This is a genomic window from Aeromonas sp. HMWF017, from assembly GCF_003061465.1.
Taxonomy (GTDB): Bacteria; Pseudomonadota; Gammaproteobacteria; order Enterobacterales; family Aeromonadaceae; genus Aeromonas; species Aeromonas veronii.
Genome location: NZ_QAJD01000127.1, coordinates 7,446 through 23,655, shown reverse-complemented (window position 1 = coordinate 23,655; position 16,210 = coordinate 7,446). Strand labels below are relative to the sequence as shown.

Here is a 16,210-nt window from a genome sequence, read left to right as displayed (position 1 = left end):
TTGGTATCAAGAATGCCAATCATGGACTCGCACTGTCCCCTTTTTCACCAGAACAGGAGTCAACATGCCGGATGAGATCGATCTTGCCCGCCGCGGCCTGTTCCGGGGGCGGTTGAGAACTGCCGAACCGCCGGTGCAGTTGCCCTGGTCAGTCAACTGGTCGGCATTTGTCGCCGACTGCACCCGCTGCGGGGACTGTCTGGCGGCCTGTCCGGAGCAGATCCTGGTGAATGGCGAGGGCGGTTTTCCGGTGGTCGATTTCCAGCGTGGCGAATGCACCTTCTGCACCGAGTGCGTCACGGTCTGCAAGGCGCCGCTGTTTCGCCCGACCAGCGAGTTCCCCTGGCACTATAAGGCCCATATCGAAGCCAACTGTCTGGCCAATGGTCAGGTGTTCTGCCAGCGCTGTCAGGACAGCTGTGAGCCCAATGCCATTCGCTTTATTCCGGTGCTGGGGCGTGTGCCTACCCCGACGGTCGAGCCGGATCGCTGTAATGGCTGCGGCGCCTGTGTGCAGGATTGTCCGGTTGGCAGCATCAAGGTCGACGGGCGAGCCGTCCCATCCGGTGGTGCGAGCCAGCCCACCCTCAAGCAGGAGTCAGAATGAGTCAGAAGCCGTGTGACACAGAAGCCACAGTGGATCAGGAGTTCCATGTATCGAGTCTGGTGGTGCTGACCCAGCCCCCATTGCGCCATCAGCTCGCCGAGCAGATTGGCGCCCTTGAAGGGGCCGAGATCCACGCCGTCAGTGACGAGGGCAAGCTGGTCGTGACCCTGGAAGGTCCGAGCCAGCGGCCGATCATGGCGGCCATTGATGCGATACAGGCGATGCCGGGTGTGCTCTCAGCCGCCCTGATTTACCACCAGTTCGATGAACTGGGCGGTCACTGAAAAGAGTGATGGGATGCCGGGCGTGCCCTCTGCCGCTGATGGCTGGCTCCCGTTCGACAGATTCGACAACTATTACGCGATAAGCAATGTGAGGATATGCCATGAAGCTGAGTCGACGCGACTTTATGAAGGCCAACGCGGTGGCAGCTGCCGCTGCCGTGGCCGGTGTCAGTGCCCCCACGCTGGCAGCCAATCTCATCACCAGTACCGACAAGACGGCCATCCATTGGGATAAGGCTCCCTGCCGCTTCTGCGGTACCGGCTGCTCCGTGCTGGTGGGCTCTCAGGATGGTCGGGTCGTGGCGACTCAGGGCGACCCCGATGCACCGGTCAACCGTGGCCTCAACTGCATCAAGGGCTACTTCCTCTCCAAGATCATGTACGGTCAGGATCGCCTCACCCAGCCCATGCTGCGGATGAAGAACGGCAAGTTCGACAAGGATGGCGACTTTGCTCCCATCAGCTGGGATCAGGCCTTCGACATCATGGCCGAGAAGTTCAAGGCCACCCTCAAAGAGAAGGGGCCGACTGCCGTCGGTATGTTCGGTTCAGGCCAGTGGACCGTCTGGGAAGGTTACGCCGCCGCCAAACTGATGAAGGCAGGTTTCCGTACCAACAACATCGACCCCAACGCCCGCCACTGCATGGCCTCCGCGGTCGTCGGCTTTATGCGTACCTTCGGCATGGATGAGCCGATGGGCTGCTATGACGATATCGAGCAGGCCGATGCCTTCGTGCTGTGGGGCTCCAACATGGCCGAGATGCACCCCATCCTCTGGTCGCGGATGTCCGATCGTCGTCTCTCCAATCCGGATGTACAGGTGCACGTGCTCTCCACTTTTGAGCACCGCAGCTTCGAACTGGCGGACAACGGCATTGTATTTACCCCCCAGACCGATCTGGCGATCCTCAACTATGTCGCCAACTACATCATCCAGAACGACAAGGTGAACTGGGACTTCGTCAACAAGCACACCGTGTTCAAGAAAGGTGCCACCGACATCGGTTACGGTCTGCGCCCGACCAACCCGCTGCAGCAGAAAGCGAAGAACCCGGACAGCGGCGATGCCACACCGATGACCTTCGAGGAGTTTGCCAAGTTTGTGGCCGACTACGATGTGGAGTCTGTCTCCAAGCTCTCCGGCGTCTCCAAAGAGAAGCTGGAAAAGCTGGCCAAGCTCTATGCCGATCCGAGCAAGAAGGTGGTCTCTTACTGGACCATGGGGTTCAACCAGCATACCCGTGGCGTTTGGGCCAACAACCTCTGCTACAACATCCACCTGCTGACCGGCAAGATCTCCGAGCCGGGTAATGGTCCTTTCTCACTGACTGGTCAGCCTTCTGCGTGTGGTACCGCGCGGGAAGTGGGCACCTTTGCCCACCGTCTGCCGGCCGACATGGTGGTGACCGATCCCAAGCATCGCGCCATCGCCGAGAAGATCTGGAAACTGCCGGAAGGCACCATCCCGGAGCAGGTGGGTTACCACGCCGTGCTGCAGGATCGCATGCTCAAGGATGGCAAGCTCAACGCCTACTGGGTGATGTGCAACAACAACATGCAGGCCGGTCCCAACATGAATACCGATCGTCTGCCTGGCTATCGCGACCCGCGCAACTTCATCGTGGTCTCTGACCCGTACCCGACTGTTACCGCCCAGGCCGCTGACCTCATCCTGCCCACCGCCATGTGGGTGGAGAAAGAGGGAGCCTACGGCAACGCCGAGCGCCGTACCCAGTTCTGGCACCAGCAGGTGAAAGCGCCGGAAGGGGCCAAGTCCGACCTGTGGCAGCTGATGGAGTTCTCCAAGCGCTTCAAGGTCGAGGAAGTGTGGCCAGCTGAGCTGATTGCCAAGATGCCGGAAGTGAAGGGCAAAACCCTGTTCGACGTGCTCTATGCCAACGGTCAGGTCAACCAGTTCCCGAAAGAGCAGAGCAAAGGGCTGCTGAACGACGACGCCGAGCACTTCGGTTTCTACGTCCAGAAGGGTCTGTTTGAGGAGTACGCCACCTTTGGTCGTGGCCATGGCCACGATCTGGCGCCGTTCGATCAGTACCACGAAGCGCGCGGTCTGCGCTGGCCGGTGGTGGATGGCAAAGAGACCCTGTGGCGCTATCGCGAAGGGTTTGACCCGTACGTGAAAGCGGGCGAGGGAGTGCGTTTTTATGGCAAGCCAGATGGCAAGGCGGTCATCTTCGCCCTGCCGTTCGAGCCCGCCGCCGAGTCGCCGGATAAAGAGTACGACCTGTGGCTCTCCACTGGTCGCGTGCTGGAGCACTGGCACACCGGCACCATGACCCGTCGGGTGCCCGAGCTCTATCGTGCCTTCCCGGATGCGGTGCTCTTCATGCACCCGGACGATGCCAAGGCCCGCGGCGTGCGTCGTGGTGAAGAGGTGATCGTCTCTTCCCGCCGTGGCGAGGTGAAAACCCGGGTCGAGACCCGTGGCCGCAACCGTCCGCCCAAGGGACTGGTCTTCATGCCCTTCTTTGATGCGAGCCAGCTGGTCAACAAGCTGACCCTGGACGCCACCGATCCGCTCTCCAAAGAGACGGATTACAAGAAGTGCGCCGTCAAGGTGATGAAGGCCTGAGGCGAGGAGTCGAGATGAGTCGTAGTCGTCGCCAGTTTCTGGCCGACATGGCCAAGGGGGCTTGCGGTGTGAGCCTGCTTGGCGTGGGGCTCGGCGGCATGGCCCGCCAGCAGGTGCATGCAGTGCCGGCTCAGGCGCTGCGTCCGCCCGCCGCCCTCGACGAAGCTGAGTTCCTCGGCGCCTGCGTGCGCTGCGGACTTTGCGTCGAGGCGTGCCCCTACGACACCCTCAAGATCGCCCGGCTGTTTGAGCCGGTGACCACGGGGACTCCCTACTTCAAGGCTCGCGCCGTCCCGTGCGAGATGTGTGATGACATCCCTTGCGTGGTGGCCTGTCCGAGCGGGGCGCTGGATCAGCAGATGACCGACATCGATCAGGCGCGGATGGGGGTGGCAGTGCTCATCGATCACGAGACCTGCCTCAACTATCTGGGTTTGCGTTGCGATGTCTGTTATCGGGTCTGCCCGCTGATCGACAAGGCGATCACCCTGGAGCTGCAGCACAACCAGCGTACCGGCAAGCACGCCATGTTCCTGCCCACGGTGCACAGCGATATCTGCACCGGCTGTGGCAAGTGCGAGCATGCCTGCGTGCTGGAGGAGGCTGCCATCAAGGTGCTACCTCGCCAGCTCGCCAAGGGGGAGCTGGGTCATCACTACCGGCTTGGCTGGGAAGAGAAGGCGAAGGCGGGCAAGTCGCTTATTGGCGACAGGCTCACTCTACCAACCCGTAAACCGGAGGGACTATGAGTCGTTATCCGGGGGCCGAGGCGCGCATCAAGCTGGGATGGTGGCGTTCCCACCGTTTCCTGCTGCTGCGCAGGCTCAGTCAGTTCGGTGTGCTCGCATTGTTCCTGCCGGGGCCGCTGGCGGGTGTCTGGATCCTCAAGGGCAACCTCTCCAGCTCGCTGTTGCTGGAGACGGTGCCGCTCACCGATCCGCTGACCCTGCTGCAGTCAGCAGCGGCGGGCCACTGGCCCATCACCTCACTCTGGCTGGGGGCAGCCATTGTGCTGGTCGGTTACTGGCTGGTCGGGGGGCGGGTGTTCTGCTCCTGGGTCTGTCCGGTCAACCTCATCACGGATGCGGCGGCCTGGCTCAGGGGGCGACTTGGCCTCAAGGGCAACGGCCAGTTCAGCCGCACGACTCGCTACTGGCTGCTGGCCATGGTGCTGGTGGTGCCAGCGGTGGTCGGGGTGATGGCGTGGGAGCTGGTCAATCCTGTGTCGCTCGCCATGCGCGGTCTGCTGTTTGGCATGGGGGCGGGCTGGGCCCTGCTTGCAGCGCTGTTCCTGTTCGATCTCTTCGTGGTTGAGCGGGGTTGGTGCGGTCATCTCTGTCCGGTGGGGGCCTTCTATGCCCTGGTCAACCGGGTCGGATTTATCAAGATTTCTGCCAAGGGGCGCGAGCGGTGCAACAACTGCATGGATTGTTATGCGGTCTGCCCGGAGCGTCCCATCCTGCGCGGGCCTGTTCATGGTGCCAAGCGAGGTCACGGGCCCTTGATTGCGGCTCAGGAGTGTACCAACTGTGGCCGCTGCATCGATGTCTGCGCGGAACAAGTTTTTGAAATCACTGTAGGTTTTGCCGTCAAGGCAGAAAAAACGTCGGAGAACAAATAATGAAAAAGCTGATTGGAGCAATGCTGGCCTGCCTGATGGCGGGATCCTTGATGGCAGCGGCCCCCGAGATCACCAACAGTACCGGTGGCCTCAAGTCCGAGCGTGGCGCCACCGATCTGGTGACCGATGCCACCGCCGCACCCCTGAAAAACTTCCGCAAGGATGGCGCGCCCTACGATCGCCAGTACATGCATCAGCCGCCGCTGATCCCCCACGACATTCGCAACTATGAGGTGGACACCAAGGTCAACAAGTGCCTGGCTTGCCACAGCTTCAAGAATGCCAGCGCCATGAAGGCCCCCAAGATCAGTCCGACTCACTTCGAGACCCGCGACGGCCTGACCCTGGGCGAAGTGTCGCCGCGTCGCTACTTCTGCCTGCAGTGCCATGTCCCGCAAGCGGATGCCAAGCCGCTGGTGGAAAATACCTTTAAACCGGTTGAAGCGCTGAACTGAGGAATCCATAGATGAAATTACCCGGCTTTATCCAGCGTCTGTGGACCACCTTCAAGTCACCATCGAAGGCGGCTCTCTGGGTCATCCTGCTGATGGGCTTCTTCGGTGGCGTGATTTTCTGGGGTGGCTTCAACACCGCCATGGAAGCATCCAACACCGAGGCCTTCTGCACCAGCTGTCACGAGATGAAGGACAACGTGTTCGAGGAGTATCGCGATACCATCCACTACGCCAACCGCTCCGGTGTGCGGGCCAGCTGCCCGGATTGTCACGTACCCCATGAGTGGACCTACAAGATCATCCGCAAAGTGCAGGCTTCCAAGGAGCTGTGGGGCATGATCACCGGCAAGGTGGATACCCGCGAGAAGTTCGAGTCACACCGGCGCGAGATGGCGGAGCGGGAGTGGCAGCGGATGAAAGAGACTGATTCGCGCGAGTGCCGCAACTGCCACAACTTCGAGTACATGGACTTCTCCCTGCAGGGGCAGCGTGCCGCCAAGATGCACTCTACCAATCTGGCCAGTGGTGAAAGTACCTGCATCGACTGTCACAAGGGGATAGCTCACCAGCTGCCCGACATGACCGGGGTGAAAGGGTTCTGATCCTGCGACGACAGGCCGGGTTTGCCCGGCCTGCGTTTTGTTCATATATGGGACAAGCATCAGATTTGTGTGTCTTTTAAATCCCATATCTCGTGAAACCTTTGATAGAATCAGCCCGCCGTCACACGCTTGAGCAAGTTGGTCACCCCTGTCTGCGTCCGTTTTTGCGCCCTGACAGCTGGCCTCTCATACCCCTTCTCTTCCTGCCTCGTTGACGGCCCATAGCCACAAGGAGCTGCCCGATGGGACAGAAACACAACGCATTTATTCCCCTCAAGATCGCCGTGCTGACGGTCTCCGACAGCCGCACCGCCGCCGATGACAGCTCGGGCGACTATCTGGTCTCGGCCCTTACCGACGCGGGCCATCAGCTGGCCGATCGGGCGCTCTGCCCGGACAACCTGTTTCGCATCCGCGCGCGGGTGAGCGAGTGGATCGCCGATGAGGGGGTGCAGGTGGTACTGATTAACGGCGGTACCGGCTTCAACGAACAGAACCGGGTGCCGGAAGCGGTCGGTGTGCTGTTCGAGCGCACCGTACAGGGTTTTGGCGAGATGTTCCGTCAACTCTCTTTTGCCGAGATTAAAGGCTCCGCCATGCAGAGCCGTGCGCTGGCGGGACTCGCCAATCGCACCCTGATCTGCTGTCTGCCGGGCTCCACCGGCGCCTGTCAGCTGGGTTGGGAGCAACTGATCCGCGATCAGCTCGATGCCCGCACCAAGCCGTGCAACTTTGTCTCCCACCTCTGAGAGCAAGCGATGAACCAGACCGATCCCAAGCAGACCCAGCCCAACCTGACGCATCTGAACCAGAGCGGCGAAGCCCATATGGTGGATGTGACCGACAAGCAGGTGACCGAGCGCGAAGCCCGCGCCGAGGCGTTTGTTGCCATGGCCCCCGAAACGCTGGCGCTGATCCTGAGCGGCCAGCACCACAAGGGGGATGTGTTCGCCACCGCCCGCATCGCAGGCATCATGGCCGCCAAGAAGACCTCCGATCTTATCCCACTCTGCCATCCGCTGGCCTTGACCAAAGTCGAGGTGGAGATAGTGCCGCTGGCCGAGCAGAATCGGGTGCATATCCGCACCCTCTGCAAGCTCTCCGGCAAGACCGGGGTAGAGATGGAGGCGCTGACGGCGGCATCGGTGGCGGCGCTGACCATCTACGACATGTGCAAGGCAGTACAAAAGGACATGGTGATCGAACAGGTGCGGCTGGTAGAGAAAAAGGGCGGCAAGTCCGGCCATTTTCAGTTGGGGTTAACGAGCGGGGAACAAGCATGATCAAGGTACTGTTTTTTGCGCAAGTAAGAGAGCTGGTAGCGTGTGACGAGCTGAACCTGCCGTGCGACTACGCCACCGCCGAACAACTGCGCGCAGCGCTCTGTGAGCGCGGCGACAAGTGGGCGCTGGCGCTGGAAGCAGGCAAGCTCTTGGTCGCGGTCAACCAGACCCTGGTGCCCCTCGATACCTCCATCAACGATGGCGATGAGGTCGCCTTCTTCCCACCGGTGACCGGAGGTTAAGGATGAGCGAGGCAACCATGACCGATCGCATTCTGGTCCAGCGGGAGGATTTCTCGCTGGCGGACGAATATGCCCGCCTAGCCACCCGCCCCGACAGTGGCGCCATCGTCACCTTCGTTGGCAAGGTGCGCGACTTCAATCAGGGGGAGGAGGTGAAGGGGCTGGCCCTCGAGCACTACCCCGGTATGACCGAGAAGGCGCTGGCCGATATCGTGCAGGAGGCCCGCCGCCGCTGGCCGCTGCAGGAGTGTACCCTCATTCATCGTATCGGCGAGTTGTGGCTTGGCGATCAGATCGTGCTGGTGGCGGTGAGCAGTGCCCACCGCGACGCCGCCTTTGACGCCTGTCACTTCATCATGGATTTCTTGAAAACCCGGGCGCCGTTCTGGAAAAAAGAGCTGACCGCCGAGGGTGTGCAACGCTGGGTCGAGGCCAAGGAGAGCGACAACGCCGCCGCTGCCCGCTGGCAAGCCTGACCTGTTCATCACGAGGGGCGCAGGTTCAACGGGAACCACGGCCCCGCCAAGGGGCGCGGATGTGCGGGCCCCATCAGGAGAAAGGGAATGAAACCGCTGTTATCTGTTGTCATCGCAGGCGTCTGCGCCGCCACCTTGCATACCGGTGCCGTGCAGGCTGATGAAGTGAAAGTGGCCGTGGCGGCCAACTTCAAGGGCACCATGGATCGTATCGGCAAGGAGTTCACCGCCAAGACCGGCCACACCCTGGCCATCTCATCTGCCGCCACCGGGGTGCTCTACACCCAGATCAGTCACGGCGCACCGTTCGATCTCTTCCTCTCCGCCGATGTGGCGACCCCCGAGAAGCTGGAAAAAGAGGGCAAGGGGAGCGATCGCTTCACCTACGCCATCGGCCAGCTGGGGCTGTGGAAGAAGGGGGGGCCGGCCCCTGACGAGGTGACCCTGCGTAGCTGGAAAGGCAACCTCGCCATCGCCAATGCCCGCACAGCACCCTATGGTGCTGCCGCCATGGCGACCCTCACCCATCTCAAGATCGATCCCAAGCAGTACCGGCTGCTGACCGGCGCCAACATCGGCCAGACCTGGCAATTTGTCGACACCGGCAATGCCGAGCTGGGCTTTGTCGCCTGGGCCAATCTGGTGGAAGCGGACAAGACCGGTGAAGCCTGGGCCGTACCGGCTGACTTCTATCCCCCCATCGAACAGCAGGGGCTGGTATTGAAGAAAGGGAGTGCGGTCGAGGCGCTGGTGGCCTGGCTCAAGGGGCCGGGTCAGGCACAGATCAAGGCAGCTGGTTATGCCTTGCCCCAATAAGGGGATGGGCCTGATGCAATACCCTGAGTGGTCGGCCTTCGGGTCGGCCACTCTTTGCAATAAGGATGGAGACCATGTCGTTGGGGGCATTTATCAACCGGGAGGTCGGCAATGAGTGAAGGGGATCTGCTGGCGGTCTGGCTCACCCTGAAGCTTGCGGCCTGCACCACAGCGATTTTGCTGTTGCTGGCACCGCCGCTGGCCTGGTGGCTGTCGCGCAGTCAGAACCGGCTGCGGCCGCTGGTGGAGGCGCTGGTGGCACTGCCGTTGGTGCTGCCTCCCACGGTACTGGGTTTTTATCTGCTGCTCGCCTTCTCCCCCGAATATGGTTTCGGCGCCTGGTGGCGCGACACCTTTGGCGCCCCGCTCGCCTTCAGCTTTCTCGGCCTGCTGTTTGCCTCCATTCTCTATTCGCTGCCGTTCGTGGTGCAGCCGCTCACCTCCGCCTTCGTCAACATGGGCAACAAGGAGCTGGAAGCTGCCGCTACCCTGGGGCTTGGCTCGCTGGAGCGCTTCTTCCACATCATCTTGCCGATGACTCTGCCGAGCTTTGTGATGGCGGCGGCGCTGGGCTTTGCCCACACCCTGGGGGAGTTTGGCGTAGTGCTGATGATTGGCGGCAATATCCCCGGCGAGACCCAGGTGCTCTCCATCGCCCTGTTTGATCATGTGGAGGCGATGGATTACCGACACGCCCACTATCTGGCGGGCGGCCTGATGGCCTTCTCGCTGGTGATGCTGGTGCTGGTCTACGGGGTGTTGCAGCGCAGACAGCGGAGAGTGTTTGGATGAACCTGCCCGCCACTATGCCGCCAGTGAACGAGCCGCACCGCCATGCCCTGAACCTCCATGTCCGGCGCGAGTTTGGCTCCTTTACCCTCGATTGCGCTCTGACCCTCGAGCTGGGGGGGATCCTCGGCCTGTTCGGCCCTTCAGGCTGCGGCAAGAGCACATTGCTGCGCATCATCGCCGGGCTCGATCGCCAAAACGGGGATCGCTTGCTGTGGCGCGATCGGGAGTATGCTCAACTGCTGCCCGAAGCGCGCCGGATCGGGCTGGTGTTTCAGGACTCACGGCTCTTCCCCCATCTGACGGTGCTCGGCAATCTGCAACTGGCGGCCCGCAAGGGGCGAGGGCGCTGGCAGCCCGAAGCGCTGGCTGCTCGGCTCGGTTTTGCCGATCTGCTGGGGCAACCTGCCCATGCACTTTCTGGCGGTCAACGCCAGCGGGTTGCGCTGGGGCGGGCGCTGCTGGCCGAGCCCGATCTGCTGCTGCTCGATGAGCCTTTCTCGGCGCTCGATCGGCGTAGCCGCATCCATCAGGCCCATGTGCTCAAGGGGTTGCAGCAGGAGAGCGGTATCCCGATGATCTTCGTCAGCCACGCCATGGAGGAGGTGAGCCTGCTCTGCGATCAGCTGGTGCTGCTGGAAGGTGGCAGGGTCGAGGCACAAGGCAGGCCGAGCGAAATCTTCGCCCGCATCGATCTATCGCTCGCCAGTCGCGACGATGCCGGGGTGATGCTGGCGGCGACCCTCTCTCACTACGATGAAGAGGAGCAGATGGCGACCCTGCAGCTCGGTGAGCAGCAACTGCGGGTCACCATGACCCATGTGCCGGATGAGAGCGGCCCTTTGCAGATCAAGGTGGCCGGGCGGGATGTGGTGATTGCCACGGCACCCATCGAGCACTCCAGTCTCTCCAACTGTCTCGTCACCCGTCTGCTGGCGGTGCGCGAGGTGTGCCCCGGCCAGACTCTGTTGCAGTTGGCGCTGGGTGAGCAGATACTGCTGGCCCGGATCACCAGCCGCTCCGCCAGGCGGCTGGCGCTGGCGCCGGAGCAGCAGATCTACGCTTATATCAAGGCGGTGAGTCTGGTCAGCGAAGGCTGATTGAGCGCCGTGCTGATAACGTGGCAGGATGGCCACGGGCAACATAACAACAAGAGATGGTTCAGGTGATGAGTCGAGAGGCAATACACTGATGCGCCGCAATCAGGTGATGAAATTCAACGGTCTTGCCCTGCGCAGTGCGGGGGAGGGCCCTTTGCTGTTGCTGCTGCATGGGCTGGGCTCCTCCAGCCTCGACTGGCAGGCGCAGATCGAACGGTTTTCCGAACACTACCGGGTGGTGGCGCTGGACTTGCGCGGCCACGGCCAGAGCATGCAGGAGGGGCCGTTCGATGTGGCGGCCCTGGCAGCCGATGTGGTGAACTGGCTCGACGAGCAGCCAGACCCCGCCTGGGTGGTGGGATTGTCGCTCGGGGCCATGGTCGCGCTGGAGCTGGCGCTGCAACTGCCCCACAAGGTGCAGGGGCTGGTGCTGGTCAACGGTTTTAGCGAGTTTCTGCTGGAGACACCCAAAGAGCAGGAGCGTTACGCCCAGCGCCTCAAGTGGCTGCGCTGGTTTGGCATGCGCCCCCTCGCCTGGTGGTTGGGACGCGAGCTCTTCCCGGGCCCGGATCTGGCGCAGGTGCGCCACACCTTCCGGCTGCGTTTCGTGCGCAATAAAAAGAAAACCTACAAGGCGCTGCTGGAGGCGTTACCCGGCTGGTCTGTACGCGCCCGGCTCGGCACCATCTGGCAGCCGGTGGCCATCATCTCCACCAGTCACGACTACCTGCCGCTGGCCAAACGGGTAGAGCAGTTTGCCGCCTTGCCCAACGCCACCATCCACACCCCCAACGGCCACCACGCCTGGCCTGCGGAAGACCCCTCGGGCTTTAATCACCTGTTGCAACGGATCCTCACGACCCATTGAGGAAGGGGTTGTTAGGTGCAGGTACCAAAAAGCCGAACCACAGGGTTCGGCTTTTTTGATCCCGTTTGCGTCAAGGATGGGAGCAGACGGGGCAGTCGGGGCGCTTGGGTAGCTTCATCTCGCGGAAGGTGCCGCTCAGGCCGTCGATCATCAACAGGCGTCCGCTGTAGCTTTTTCCCATGCCGGCCAGGATCTTGATGGCTTCGAGCGCTTGCAGGCTGCCCACCAGACCCACCACGGGGGCGAGCACTCCCGCTTCGACACAGGTGAGGGCCTGCTCGCCGAACAGGGCGCTGAGGCAGGCGTAGCAGGGCTCATTATCCTTCCAGGTGAAGCTGCAGAGCTGTCCCTCCAGTCGGATGGCGGCGCCACTGACCAGCGGCACCTTGTGCTGACGTGCCTTTTGATTCAGCAGGTTGCGAATAGCCAGGTTGTCGGTGCAATCGAGCACCAGCTGATGTCGGGGCAGCTGGGTATCGAGCAGCGCCTCGTCGGCCACGGCAGCGTGGGTCTCCACCTTGAGCCAGGGATTGAGCGCACGCAGCGACTGGGCGGCAGAGTCTACTTTGTAGTGGCCAATTCGCTCATCGTTGTGTAGCACCTGACGCTGCAGGTTGGAGAGCTCCACCGTGTCGAAATCGACCAGGGTGAGCTGGCCAACCCCGGCCACCGCCAGATACTGGCTGGCGGCGCAACCAAGGCCACCGGCGCCGATCACCAGCACACGGGCCTGCTTGAGCGCCTCCTGTCCCTCGAAGTCGAAGGATTTGAGGATGATCTGGCGGTTGTAGCGCAGCAGTTCGGCGTCGCTCAGGATCTCGCTCACAGCAGCAATCCCCCGAATGGCTCCACGGTCACCGTCTCGCCCGCGGCGACGAGGCCCCGTTCCCGTTCAAGAACGATGTAGCAGTTGGCTTGCGACAGGGAGCTGAACACGGCGGAGTCCTGCGAGCCGGTGCTGCGCACCTCGAGGCCGTTCGGTCCCTGACTCAGGATGCCGCGCTGGAAGTCGAGTCGGCCCGGGCTCTTTTTGAGTGGCTCGGCCACAATGGCTTGCAGCTGGAGCGGGCGCTCGAAGTGCTGGCCCGCCAGCTTGGCCAGCGCCGGTTGCACTAGCTGATCGAAGGTGACCATGGCGGAGACGGGGTTGCCCGGCAGGCCGAAGAACCAGGCGCGGGGCAGACGGCCAAAAGCAAACGGCTTGCCCGGCTTGATGGCCAGCTTCCAGAAGCCAATCTCGCCGAGCTCGTCCAGCAGTTGTTTGGTGAAGTCCGCTTCCCCCACCGAGACGCCGCCGGTGGTGATGAGTACATCGGCCTCTTCGTCGGCGCGGATAAAGGCGGCGCGTAGCTGGGCCGGGTCGTCGGGGATAATGCCAAGGTCGAGGCAGTCGCAGCCCATGCGCGCCAGCATGGCCCGCACGCCGTAGCGGTTGGAGTCATAGATATCGCCGTGGGCAAGCGGGGTACCGACCGGTTTGAGCTCGTCGCCGGTGCTGAAGATGGCCACTTTCAGCGGGCGACGCACCGTGACGGAAGCCACGCCGAGGGAGGCCAGCAGTGGCATCTCTCTTGGGGTGAGGCGAGTACCGGCTGGCAGCACGCAGGCGCCCTTGCCGATATCGCTGCCGGCGCGGCGGATATTCTGGCCCGGTTCGGGTTGTGCCAGAAAAGTGATCCGATCGCCGTCGGCCTGCGTTTCTTCCTGCATCACCACCGCATCGGTGCCTGCGGGAACCGGGGCGCCGGTCATGATCCGCACGCAGTGGCCGGCGGGCCACTCGCCCTGATAGGGCTGACCGGCAAACGCTTTGCCCGCCATGATGAGCGGGGTGCCGCTGGCGAGATCCGCAAGGCGCACGGCGTAACCGTCCATGGCGGAGTTGTCGAAGGGGGGCACGGCGAGGGGAGAGGCGATGTCGCTGGCAAGAACCCGGCCAAGGGCCTCTGGCAGGGGCAGTTGCTCGCTATCGCAGCAGCAGGCGAGTTGTTCCAGCATCCCTTGCAGGGCATCGCTTAAGGGGAGTAGTCCGCTGGTATCAAATCCCATCGTCATGACCTCTTTCTATGATTGAAGGCGGGATTATCACAAAAATCCCCGGGGATGGGCAGGTTATCTCGAGGGAATCTCGGGGTAATCGGCGCTAAAACGGGGGTAGATGGCCATAAAGTATGAGGTGACGCACAAGTTGACTTGAATCTTGGCGGCAATGGCCGTTTACTATGCCGCCATAACAGATGGCCGTCACATCCCGTGTGGCGACCATTACAGCGATACCGTCGGCCCTGTGCGTCGCCATAACATAAGGGGTTGCTCCTTGAGCGGCCCTCACAGTCCCTGAGCGTGGGAGAGAAGATAATGACAACCTTAAGTCCGGAAGCCTTGCTGGTCAGGGCTGCCCTCGAAGCCCAGGGACTGGAAACTCCCCTGGTCACCAACGAGCTGAACAGCCAGCAGAAGCGGGAGAAGATCGAAGGCCATATGCGCTCCATCATGGAGACGCTGGGGCTGGATCTGACCGATGACAGTCTGGCCGAGACACCGCACCGGATCGCCAAGATGTACGTCAACGAGATCTTCTCAGGCCTCGACTATTCCACCTTCCCCAAGGTGACGGTGATCGAGAACAAGATGCAGGTGGACGAGATGATCATGGTGCGGGATATCAGCCTCACCAGCACCTGCGAACACCACTTCGTCACCATCGACGGCATGGCCCATGTGGCCTATATCCCTCGCGGCAAGGTGATTGGCCTGTCGAAGATCAACCGCATCGTGCAGTTCTTCGCCCGTCGTCCCCAGGTGCAGGAGCGGCTGACCCAGCAGATCCTGCTGGCGCTACAGACCCTGCTCGGCACCAAGGATGTGGCCATCAGCATCAAGGCGACCCACTACTGCGTCAAGGCGCGCGGCGTGATGGACTCCACTTCCTATACCACCACCACCTCCCTCGGCGGGGTGTTCAAGACCCAGCCCGATACCCGGGCCGAATTTCTGGGCGGCCTGCGCGGATAAGATGGCGGTTGTTTTGTAACCGCCCTGCTGAATAAACGAGACGCCAGCAGCCATTGCTGGCGTTTTTCATTGGTCCCGGATGAGAGTGGCGGCCTGCAACGGCTTGACCCGCGCTGCTTGCCTTATGCAAACGTTATGCATTTTTCCGATTTATTCATCTGAGCGGTATATTTAATCGAACACGAAAAAAACCTCGTTTTCACCTTACAAAAAGTAACCGGGTAGACTCTTTCCGAACCGTCACAATCCGGTTACTCTAGCGCCCCCTCACGGCTCTCGCTGCCGCTCATGGAATTCAGAGATATTCATCAAGGTTGGATGGTGCGCCACTGAACAGGTGGCCAGATAGTTCATGCCAGGAGGGCGTGAACCGGACGAGTGCTACGAATTTAACGACCACCAGGATATCCCATGAATACCAGTACCATGACCATAGGTAAAAAACTCACAGCCGGCTTTGCCGTGCTCGGTTTGATGGTCGCCTTTATCGGCGGTTTTGCCCTTGTCCAGTTTGGCAACATGAATGATGTTGCCATCCGGTTTACCGACAGCATCTTGCCAGCGGTCAATCGCACCAGCGCGATCGGGGATTCTCTCGGTGAGTTGCGTCGTTATGAGCTGGGTTATTTCGTGGTGGCTGCCGAGCCGCTGAAAAGGGCTGAATATCGGAATATTGCCAGTCAACAGCTTAACTCGATCGCGCAGCAGCTGATTGCCCATGACAAGACGATCTGGCCTGAGGATGTGGCGGAGCGCCGTACCTTCGATACGGTGAAATCTGACTGGGATCGTTACGTCGCCCTGCACCAGCGAGTCAAACAGCTGCAAGACAGCGATCAGCTTGCCGAAGCCCAACGCATCTTCCTTGAGGAGGGGGTTCCCCTTTATACCGCGCTGAGCAAGTCAGTGGCCTCCCTTATCCAGATTAACCATGGTTATGCGTCTGAATCCCGCAGCGATATTGTCGACTCTTATCAATCCGCCAATCTGAGTGTCACCATCGCGCTGGTGCTCGGTCTGATCCTTGTGGTGGTGCTCTCCGTGGTACTGACCCGCCAGATCCGCGACCCGCTGATCATGCTGGCCCGTCAGGCCCAGCGTATTGCCAATGGCGATCTGGGTCAGGGCGAACTGCAGCAGTGGATCCGTGACAGCCGCTTCAACCGCGATGAACTGGGCCAACTGGGTTCCGCCATCAACCGGATGCAGGGCTCCCTCTCCGATCTGGTGAGCGAGATCGCCGGCTCCGTGAGCCAACTCAGCAGCGCAGTGGAGGAGGTGAGCGCCATCTCCAGCCAGTCCGCCAGCGGCATGGCCATCCAGCAGAACGAAGTCTCCCAGGTGGCGACCGCCATGAACGAGATGCAGTCCACCGTCAATGAAGTGGCCCGCAACACCACGGATGCCATGAGCGCCGCCAAGGATGCCTCCCGCACCTCCGCTGCCGGCAGCGAAGTGGTA

General features: G+C 61.6%; 19 protein-coding genes. 17 read left to right on the top strand and 2 right to left on the bottom strand.

Going from position 1 to position 16,210, the window contains the following annotated elements; translation table 11 throughout:
- The first annotated feature begins 64 nt into the window (after positions 1 to 64).
- From napF to DBR30_RS12310, 15 genes are all read left to right on the top strand, one after another.
- Positions 65 to 607 (top strand): ferredoxin-type protein NapF, encoded by a 543-nt coding sequence (napF, locus tag DBR30_RS12380; protein ID WP_108541442.1) that lies wholly within the window; start codon positions 65 to 67, stop codon positions 605 to 607.
- A gap of 29 nt (positions 608 to 636) precedes the next feature.
- Positions 637 to 891, top strand: coding sequence for a chaperone NapD (locus DBR30_RS12375; protein ID WP_031227438.1), 255 nt, complete (start codon positions 637 to 639; stop codon positions 889 to 891).
- A 101-nt stretch (positions 892 to 992) separates the two neighbouring features.
- Complete coding sequence (gene napA / locus DBR30_RS12370; protein WP_108541443.1) at positions 993 to 3,482, top strand: nitrate reductase catalytic subunit NapA; 2,490 nt, start codon at positions 993 to 995, stop codon at positions 3,480 to 3,482.
- A gap of 14 nt (positions 3,483 to 3,496) precedes the next feature.
- On the top strand, positions 3,497 to 4,231 hold the full coding sequence (gene napG / locus DBR30_RS12365) for a ferredoxin-type protein NapG (RefSeq protein ID WP_108541444.1): 735 nt from the start codon (positions 3,497 to 3,499) through the stop codon (positions 4,229 to 4,231).
- Positions 4,228 to 5,103, top strand: coding sequence for a quinol dehydrogenase ferredoxin subunit NapH (gene napH, locus DBR30_RS12360; protein ID WP_108588367.1), 876 nt, complete (start codon positions 4,228 to 4,230; stop codon positions 5,101 to 5,103). Before napG ends, napH begins: the two co-directional genes overlap by 4 nt.
- Positions 5,103 to 5,558 carry a nitrate reductase cytochrome c-type subunit gene (locus tag DBR30_RS12355; RefSeq protein ID WP_005334452.1) on the top strand — a complete coding sequence of 152 codons (456 nt, stop codon included), beginning with the start codon at positions 5,103 to 5,105 and terminating at the stop codon, positions 5,556 to 5,558. Before napH ends, DBR30_RS12355 begins: the two co-directional genes overlap by 1 nt.
- Positions 5,559 to 5,569: 11 nt before the next feature.
- Positions 5,570 to 6,160, top strand: a complete 591-nt coding sequence (locus DBR30_RS12350; RefSeq protein WP_005353459.1) for a cytochrome c3 family protein — start codon at positions 5,570 to 5,572, stop codon at positions 6,158 to 6,160.
- Between the two features lie 242 nt (positions 6,161 to 6,402).
- Positions 6,403 to 6,909, top strand: coding sequence for a molybdenum cofactor biosynthesis protein B (gene moaB / locus DBR30_RS12345; protein ID WP_005344126.1), 507 nt, complete (start codon positions 6,403 to 6,405; stop codon positions 6,907 to 6,909).
- A 9-nt stretch (positions 6,910 to 6,918) separates the two neighbouring features.
- Positions 6,919 to 7,443 carry a cyclic pyranopterin monophosphate synthase MoaC gene (moaC, locus tag DBR30_RS12340; protein ID WP_108541445.1) on the top strand — a complete coding sequence of 175 codons (525 nt, stop codon included), beginning with the start codon at positions 6,919 to 6,921 and terminating at the stop codon, positions 7,441 to 7,443.
- The gene (gene moaD, locus DBR30_RS12335) at positions 7,440 to 7,685 is read left to right on the top strand and encodes a molybdopterin synthase sulfur carrier subunit (protein ID WP_108541446.1); all 246 of its coding nucleotides are present in this window, start codon (positions 7,440 to 7,442) and stop codon (positions 7,683 to 7,685) included. The genes moaC and moaD overlap by 4 nt, the downstream gene beginning before the upstream one ends.
- A gap of 2 nt (positions 7,686 to 7,687) precedes the next feature.
- On the top strand, positions 7,688 to 8,161 hold the full coding sequence (gene moaE / locus DBR30_RS12330) for a molybdopterin synthase catalytic subunit MoaE (RefSeq protein WP_064340972.1): 474 nt from the start codon (positions 7,688 to 7,690) through the stop codon (positions 8,159 to 8,161).
- A gap of 87 nt (positions 8,162 to 8,248) precedes the next feature.
- Positions 8,249 to 8,977, top strand: a complete 729-nt coding sequence (gene modA / locus DBR30_RS12325) for a molybdate ABC transporter substrate-binding protein (protein WP_108541447.1) — start codon at positions 8,249 to 8,251, stop codon at positions 8,975 to 8,977.
- Positions 8,978 to 9,088: 111 nt separating this feature from the next.
- Positions 9,089 to 9,769, top strand: a complete 681-nt coding sequence (gene modB, locus DBR30_RS12320; RefSeq protein WP_108541448.1) for a molybdate ABC transporter permease subunit — start codon at positions 9,089 to 9,091, stop codon at positions 9,767 to 9,769.
- Entirely contained in the window at positions 9,766 to 10,866 is a 1,101-nt protein-coding gene (modC, locus tag DBR30_RS12315; RefSeq protein WP_375061504.1) for a molybdenum ABC transporter ATP-binding protein, read from the top strand. The genes modB and modC overlap by 4 nt, the downstream gene beginning before the upstream one ends.
- 91 nt (positions 10,867 to 10,957) lie before the next feature.
- Complete coding sequence (locus tag DBR30_RS12310) at positions 10,958 to 11,734, top strand: alpha/beta fold hydrolase (protein ID WP_181363567.1); 777 nt, start codon at positions 10,958 to 10,960, stop codon at positions 11,732 to 11,734.
- A gap of 70 nt (positions 11,735 to 11,804) precedes the next feature.
- Here the strand turns inward: DBR30_RS12310 and moeB are convergent, their stop codons facing one another.
- Positions 11,805 to 12,560, bottom strand: a complete 756-nt coding sequence (gene moeB / locus DBR30_RS12305) for a molybdopterin-synthase adenylyltransferase MoeB (RefSeq protein ID WP_108541449.1) — start codon at positions 12,558 to 12,560, stop codon at positions 11,805 to 11,807.
- Positions 12,557 to 13,783, bottom strand: coding sequence for a molybdopterin molybdotransferase MoeA (gene moeA / locus DBR30_RS12300; RefSeq protein WP_108588366.1), 1,227 nt, complete (start codon positions 13,781 to 13,783; stop codon positions 12,557 to 12,559). The genes moeB and moeA overlap by 4 nt, the downstream gene beginning before the upstream one ends.
- Before the next feature lie 309 nt (positions 13,784 to 14,092).
- On the opposite strand from moeA, the gene folE reads away from it, so the two are divergent.
- Together folE and DBR30_RS22155 are read left to right on the top strand one after the other, a co-directional pair.
- Positions 14,093 to 14,749 (top strand): GTP cyclohydrolase I FolE, encoded by a 657-nt coding sequence (gene folE, locus DBR30_RS12295; protein ID WP_005334419.1) that lies wholly within the window; start codon positions 14,093 to 14,095, stop codon positions 14,747 to 14,749.
- Between the two features lie 411 nt (positions 14,750 to 15,160).
- Positions 15,161 to 16,210, top strand: a 1,050-nt coding sequence (locus DBR30_RS22155) for a methyl-accepting chemotaxis protein (protein ID WP_258224419.1), incomplete at its 3' end; no start/stop codon positions are given.

Excerpts from the sequence above, each read along its gene's own strand:
- napF (WP_108541442.1), top strand. The coding sequence starts at position 65 with ATGCCGGATGAGATCGATCTTGCCCGCCGCGGCCTGTTCCGGGGGCGG.
- napA (WP_108541443.1), top strand. The coding sequence starts at position 993 with ATGAAGCTGAGTCGACGCGACTTTATGAAGGCCAACGCGGTGGCAGCT.
- napG (WP_108541444.1), top strand. The coding sequence starts at position 3,497 with ATGAGTCGTAGTCGTCGCCAGTTTCTGGCCGACATGGCCAAGGGGGCT.
- napH (WP_108588367.1), top strand. The coding sequence starts at position 4,228 with ATGAGTCGTTATCCGGGGGCCGAGGCGCGCATCAAGCTGGGATGGTGG.
- DBR30_RS12355 (WP_005334452.1), top strand. The coding sequence starts at position 5,103 with ATGAAAAAGCTGATTGGAGCAATGCTGGCCTGCCTGATGGCGGGATCC.
- DBR30_RS12350 (WP_005353459.1), top strand. The coding sequence starts at position 5,570 with ATGAAATTACCCGGCTTTATCCAGCGTCTGTGGACCACCTTCAAGTCA.
- moaB (WP_005344126.1), top strand. The coding sequence starts at position 6,403 with ATGGGACAGAAACACAACGCATTTATTCCCCTCAAGATCGCCGTGCTG.
- moaC (WP_108541445.1), top strand. The coding sequence starts at position 6,919 with ATGAACCAGACCGATCCCAAGCAGACCCAGCCCAACCTGACGCATCTG.
- moaD (WP_108541446.1), top strand. The coding sequence starts at position 7,440 with ATGATCAAGGTACTGTTTTTTGCGCAAGTAAGAGAGCTGGTAGCGTGT.
- moaE (WP_064340972.1), top strand. The coding sequence starts at position 7,688 with ATGAGCGAGGCAACCATGACCGATCGCATTCTGGTCCAGCGGGAGGAT.
- modA (WP_108541447.1), top strand. The coding sequence starts at position 8,249 with ATGAAACCGCTGTTATCTGTTGTCATCGCAGGCGTCTGCGCCGCCACC.
- modB (WP_108541448.1), top strand. The coding sequence starts at position 9,089 with ATGAGTGAAGGGGATCTGCTGGCGGTCTGGCTCACCCTGAAGCTTGCG.
- modC (WP_375061504.1), top strand. The coding sequence starts at position 9,766 with ATGAACCTGCCCGCCACTATGCCGCCAGTGAACGAGCCGCACCGCCAT.
- DBR30_RS12310 (WP_181363567.1), top strand. The coding sequence starts at position 10,958 with ATGCGCCGCAATCAGGTGATGAAATTCAACGGTCTTGCCCTGCGCAGT.
- moeA (WP_108588366.1), bottom strand. The coding sequence starts at position 13,783 with ATGGGATTTGATACCAGCGGACTACTCCCCTTAAGCGATGCCCTGCAA.
- folE (WP_005334419.1), top strand. The coding sequence starts at position 14,093 with ATGACAACCTTAAGTCCGGAAGCCTTGCTGGTCAGGGCTGCCCTCGAA.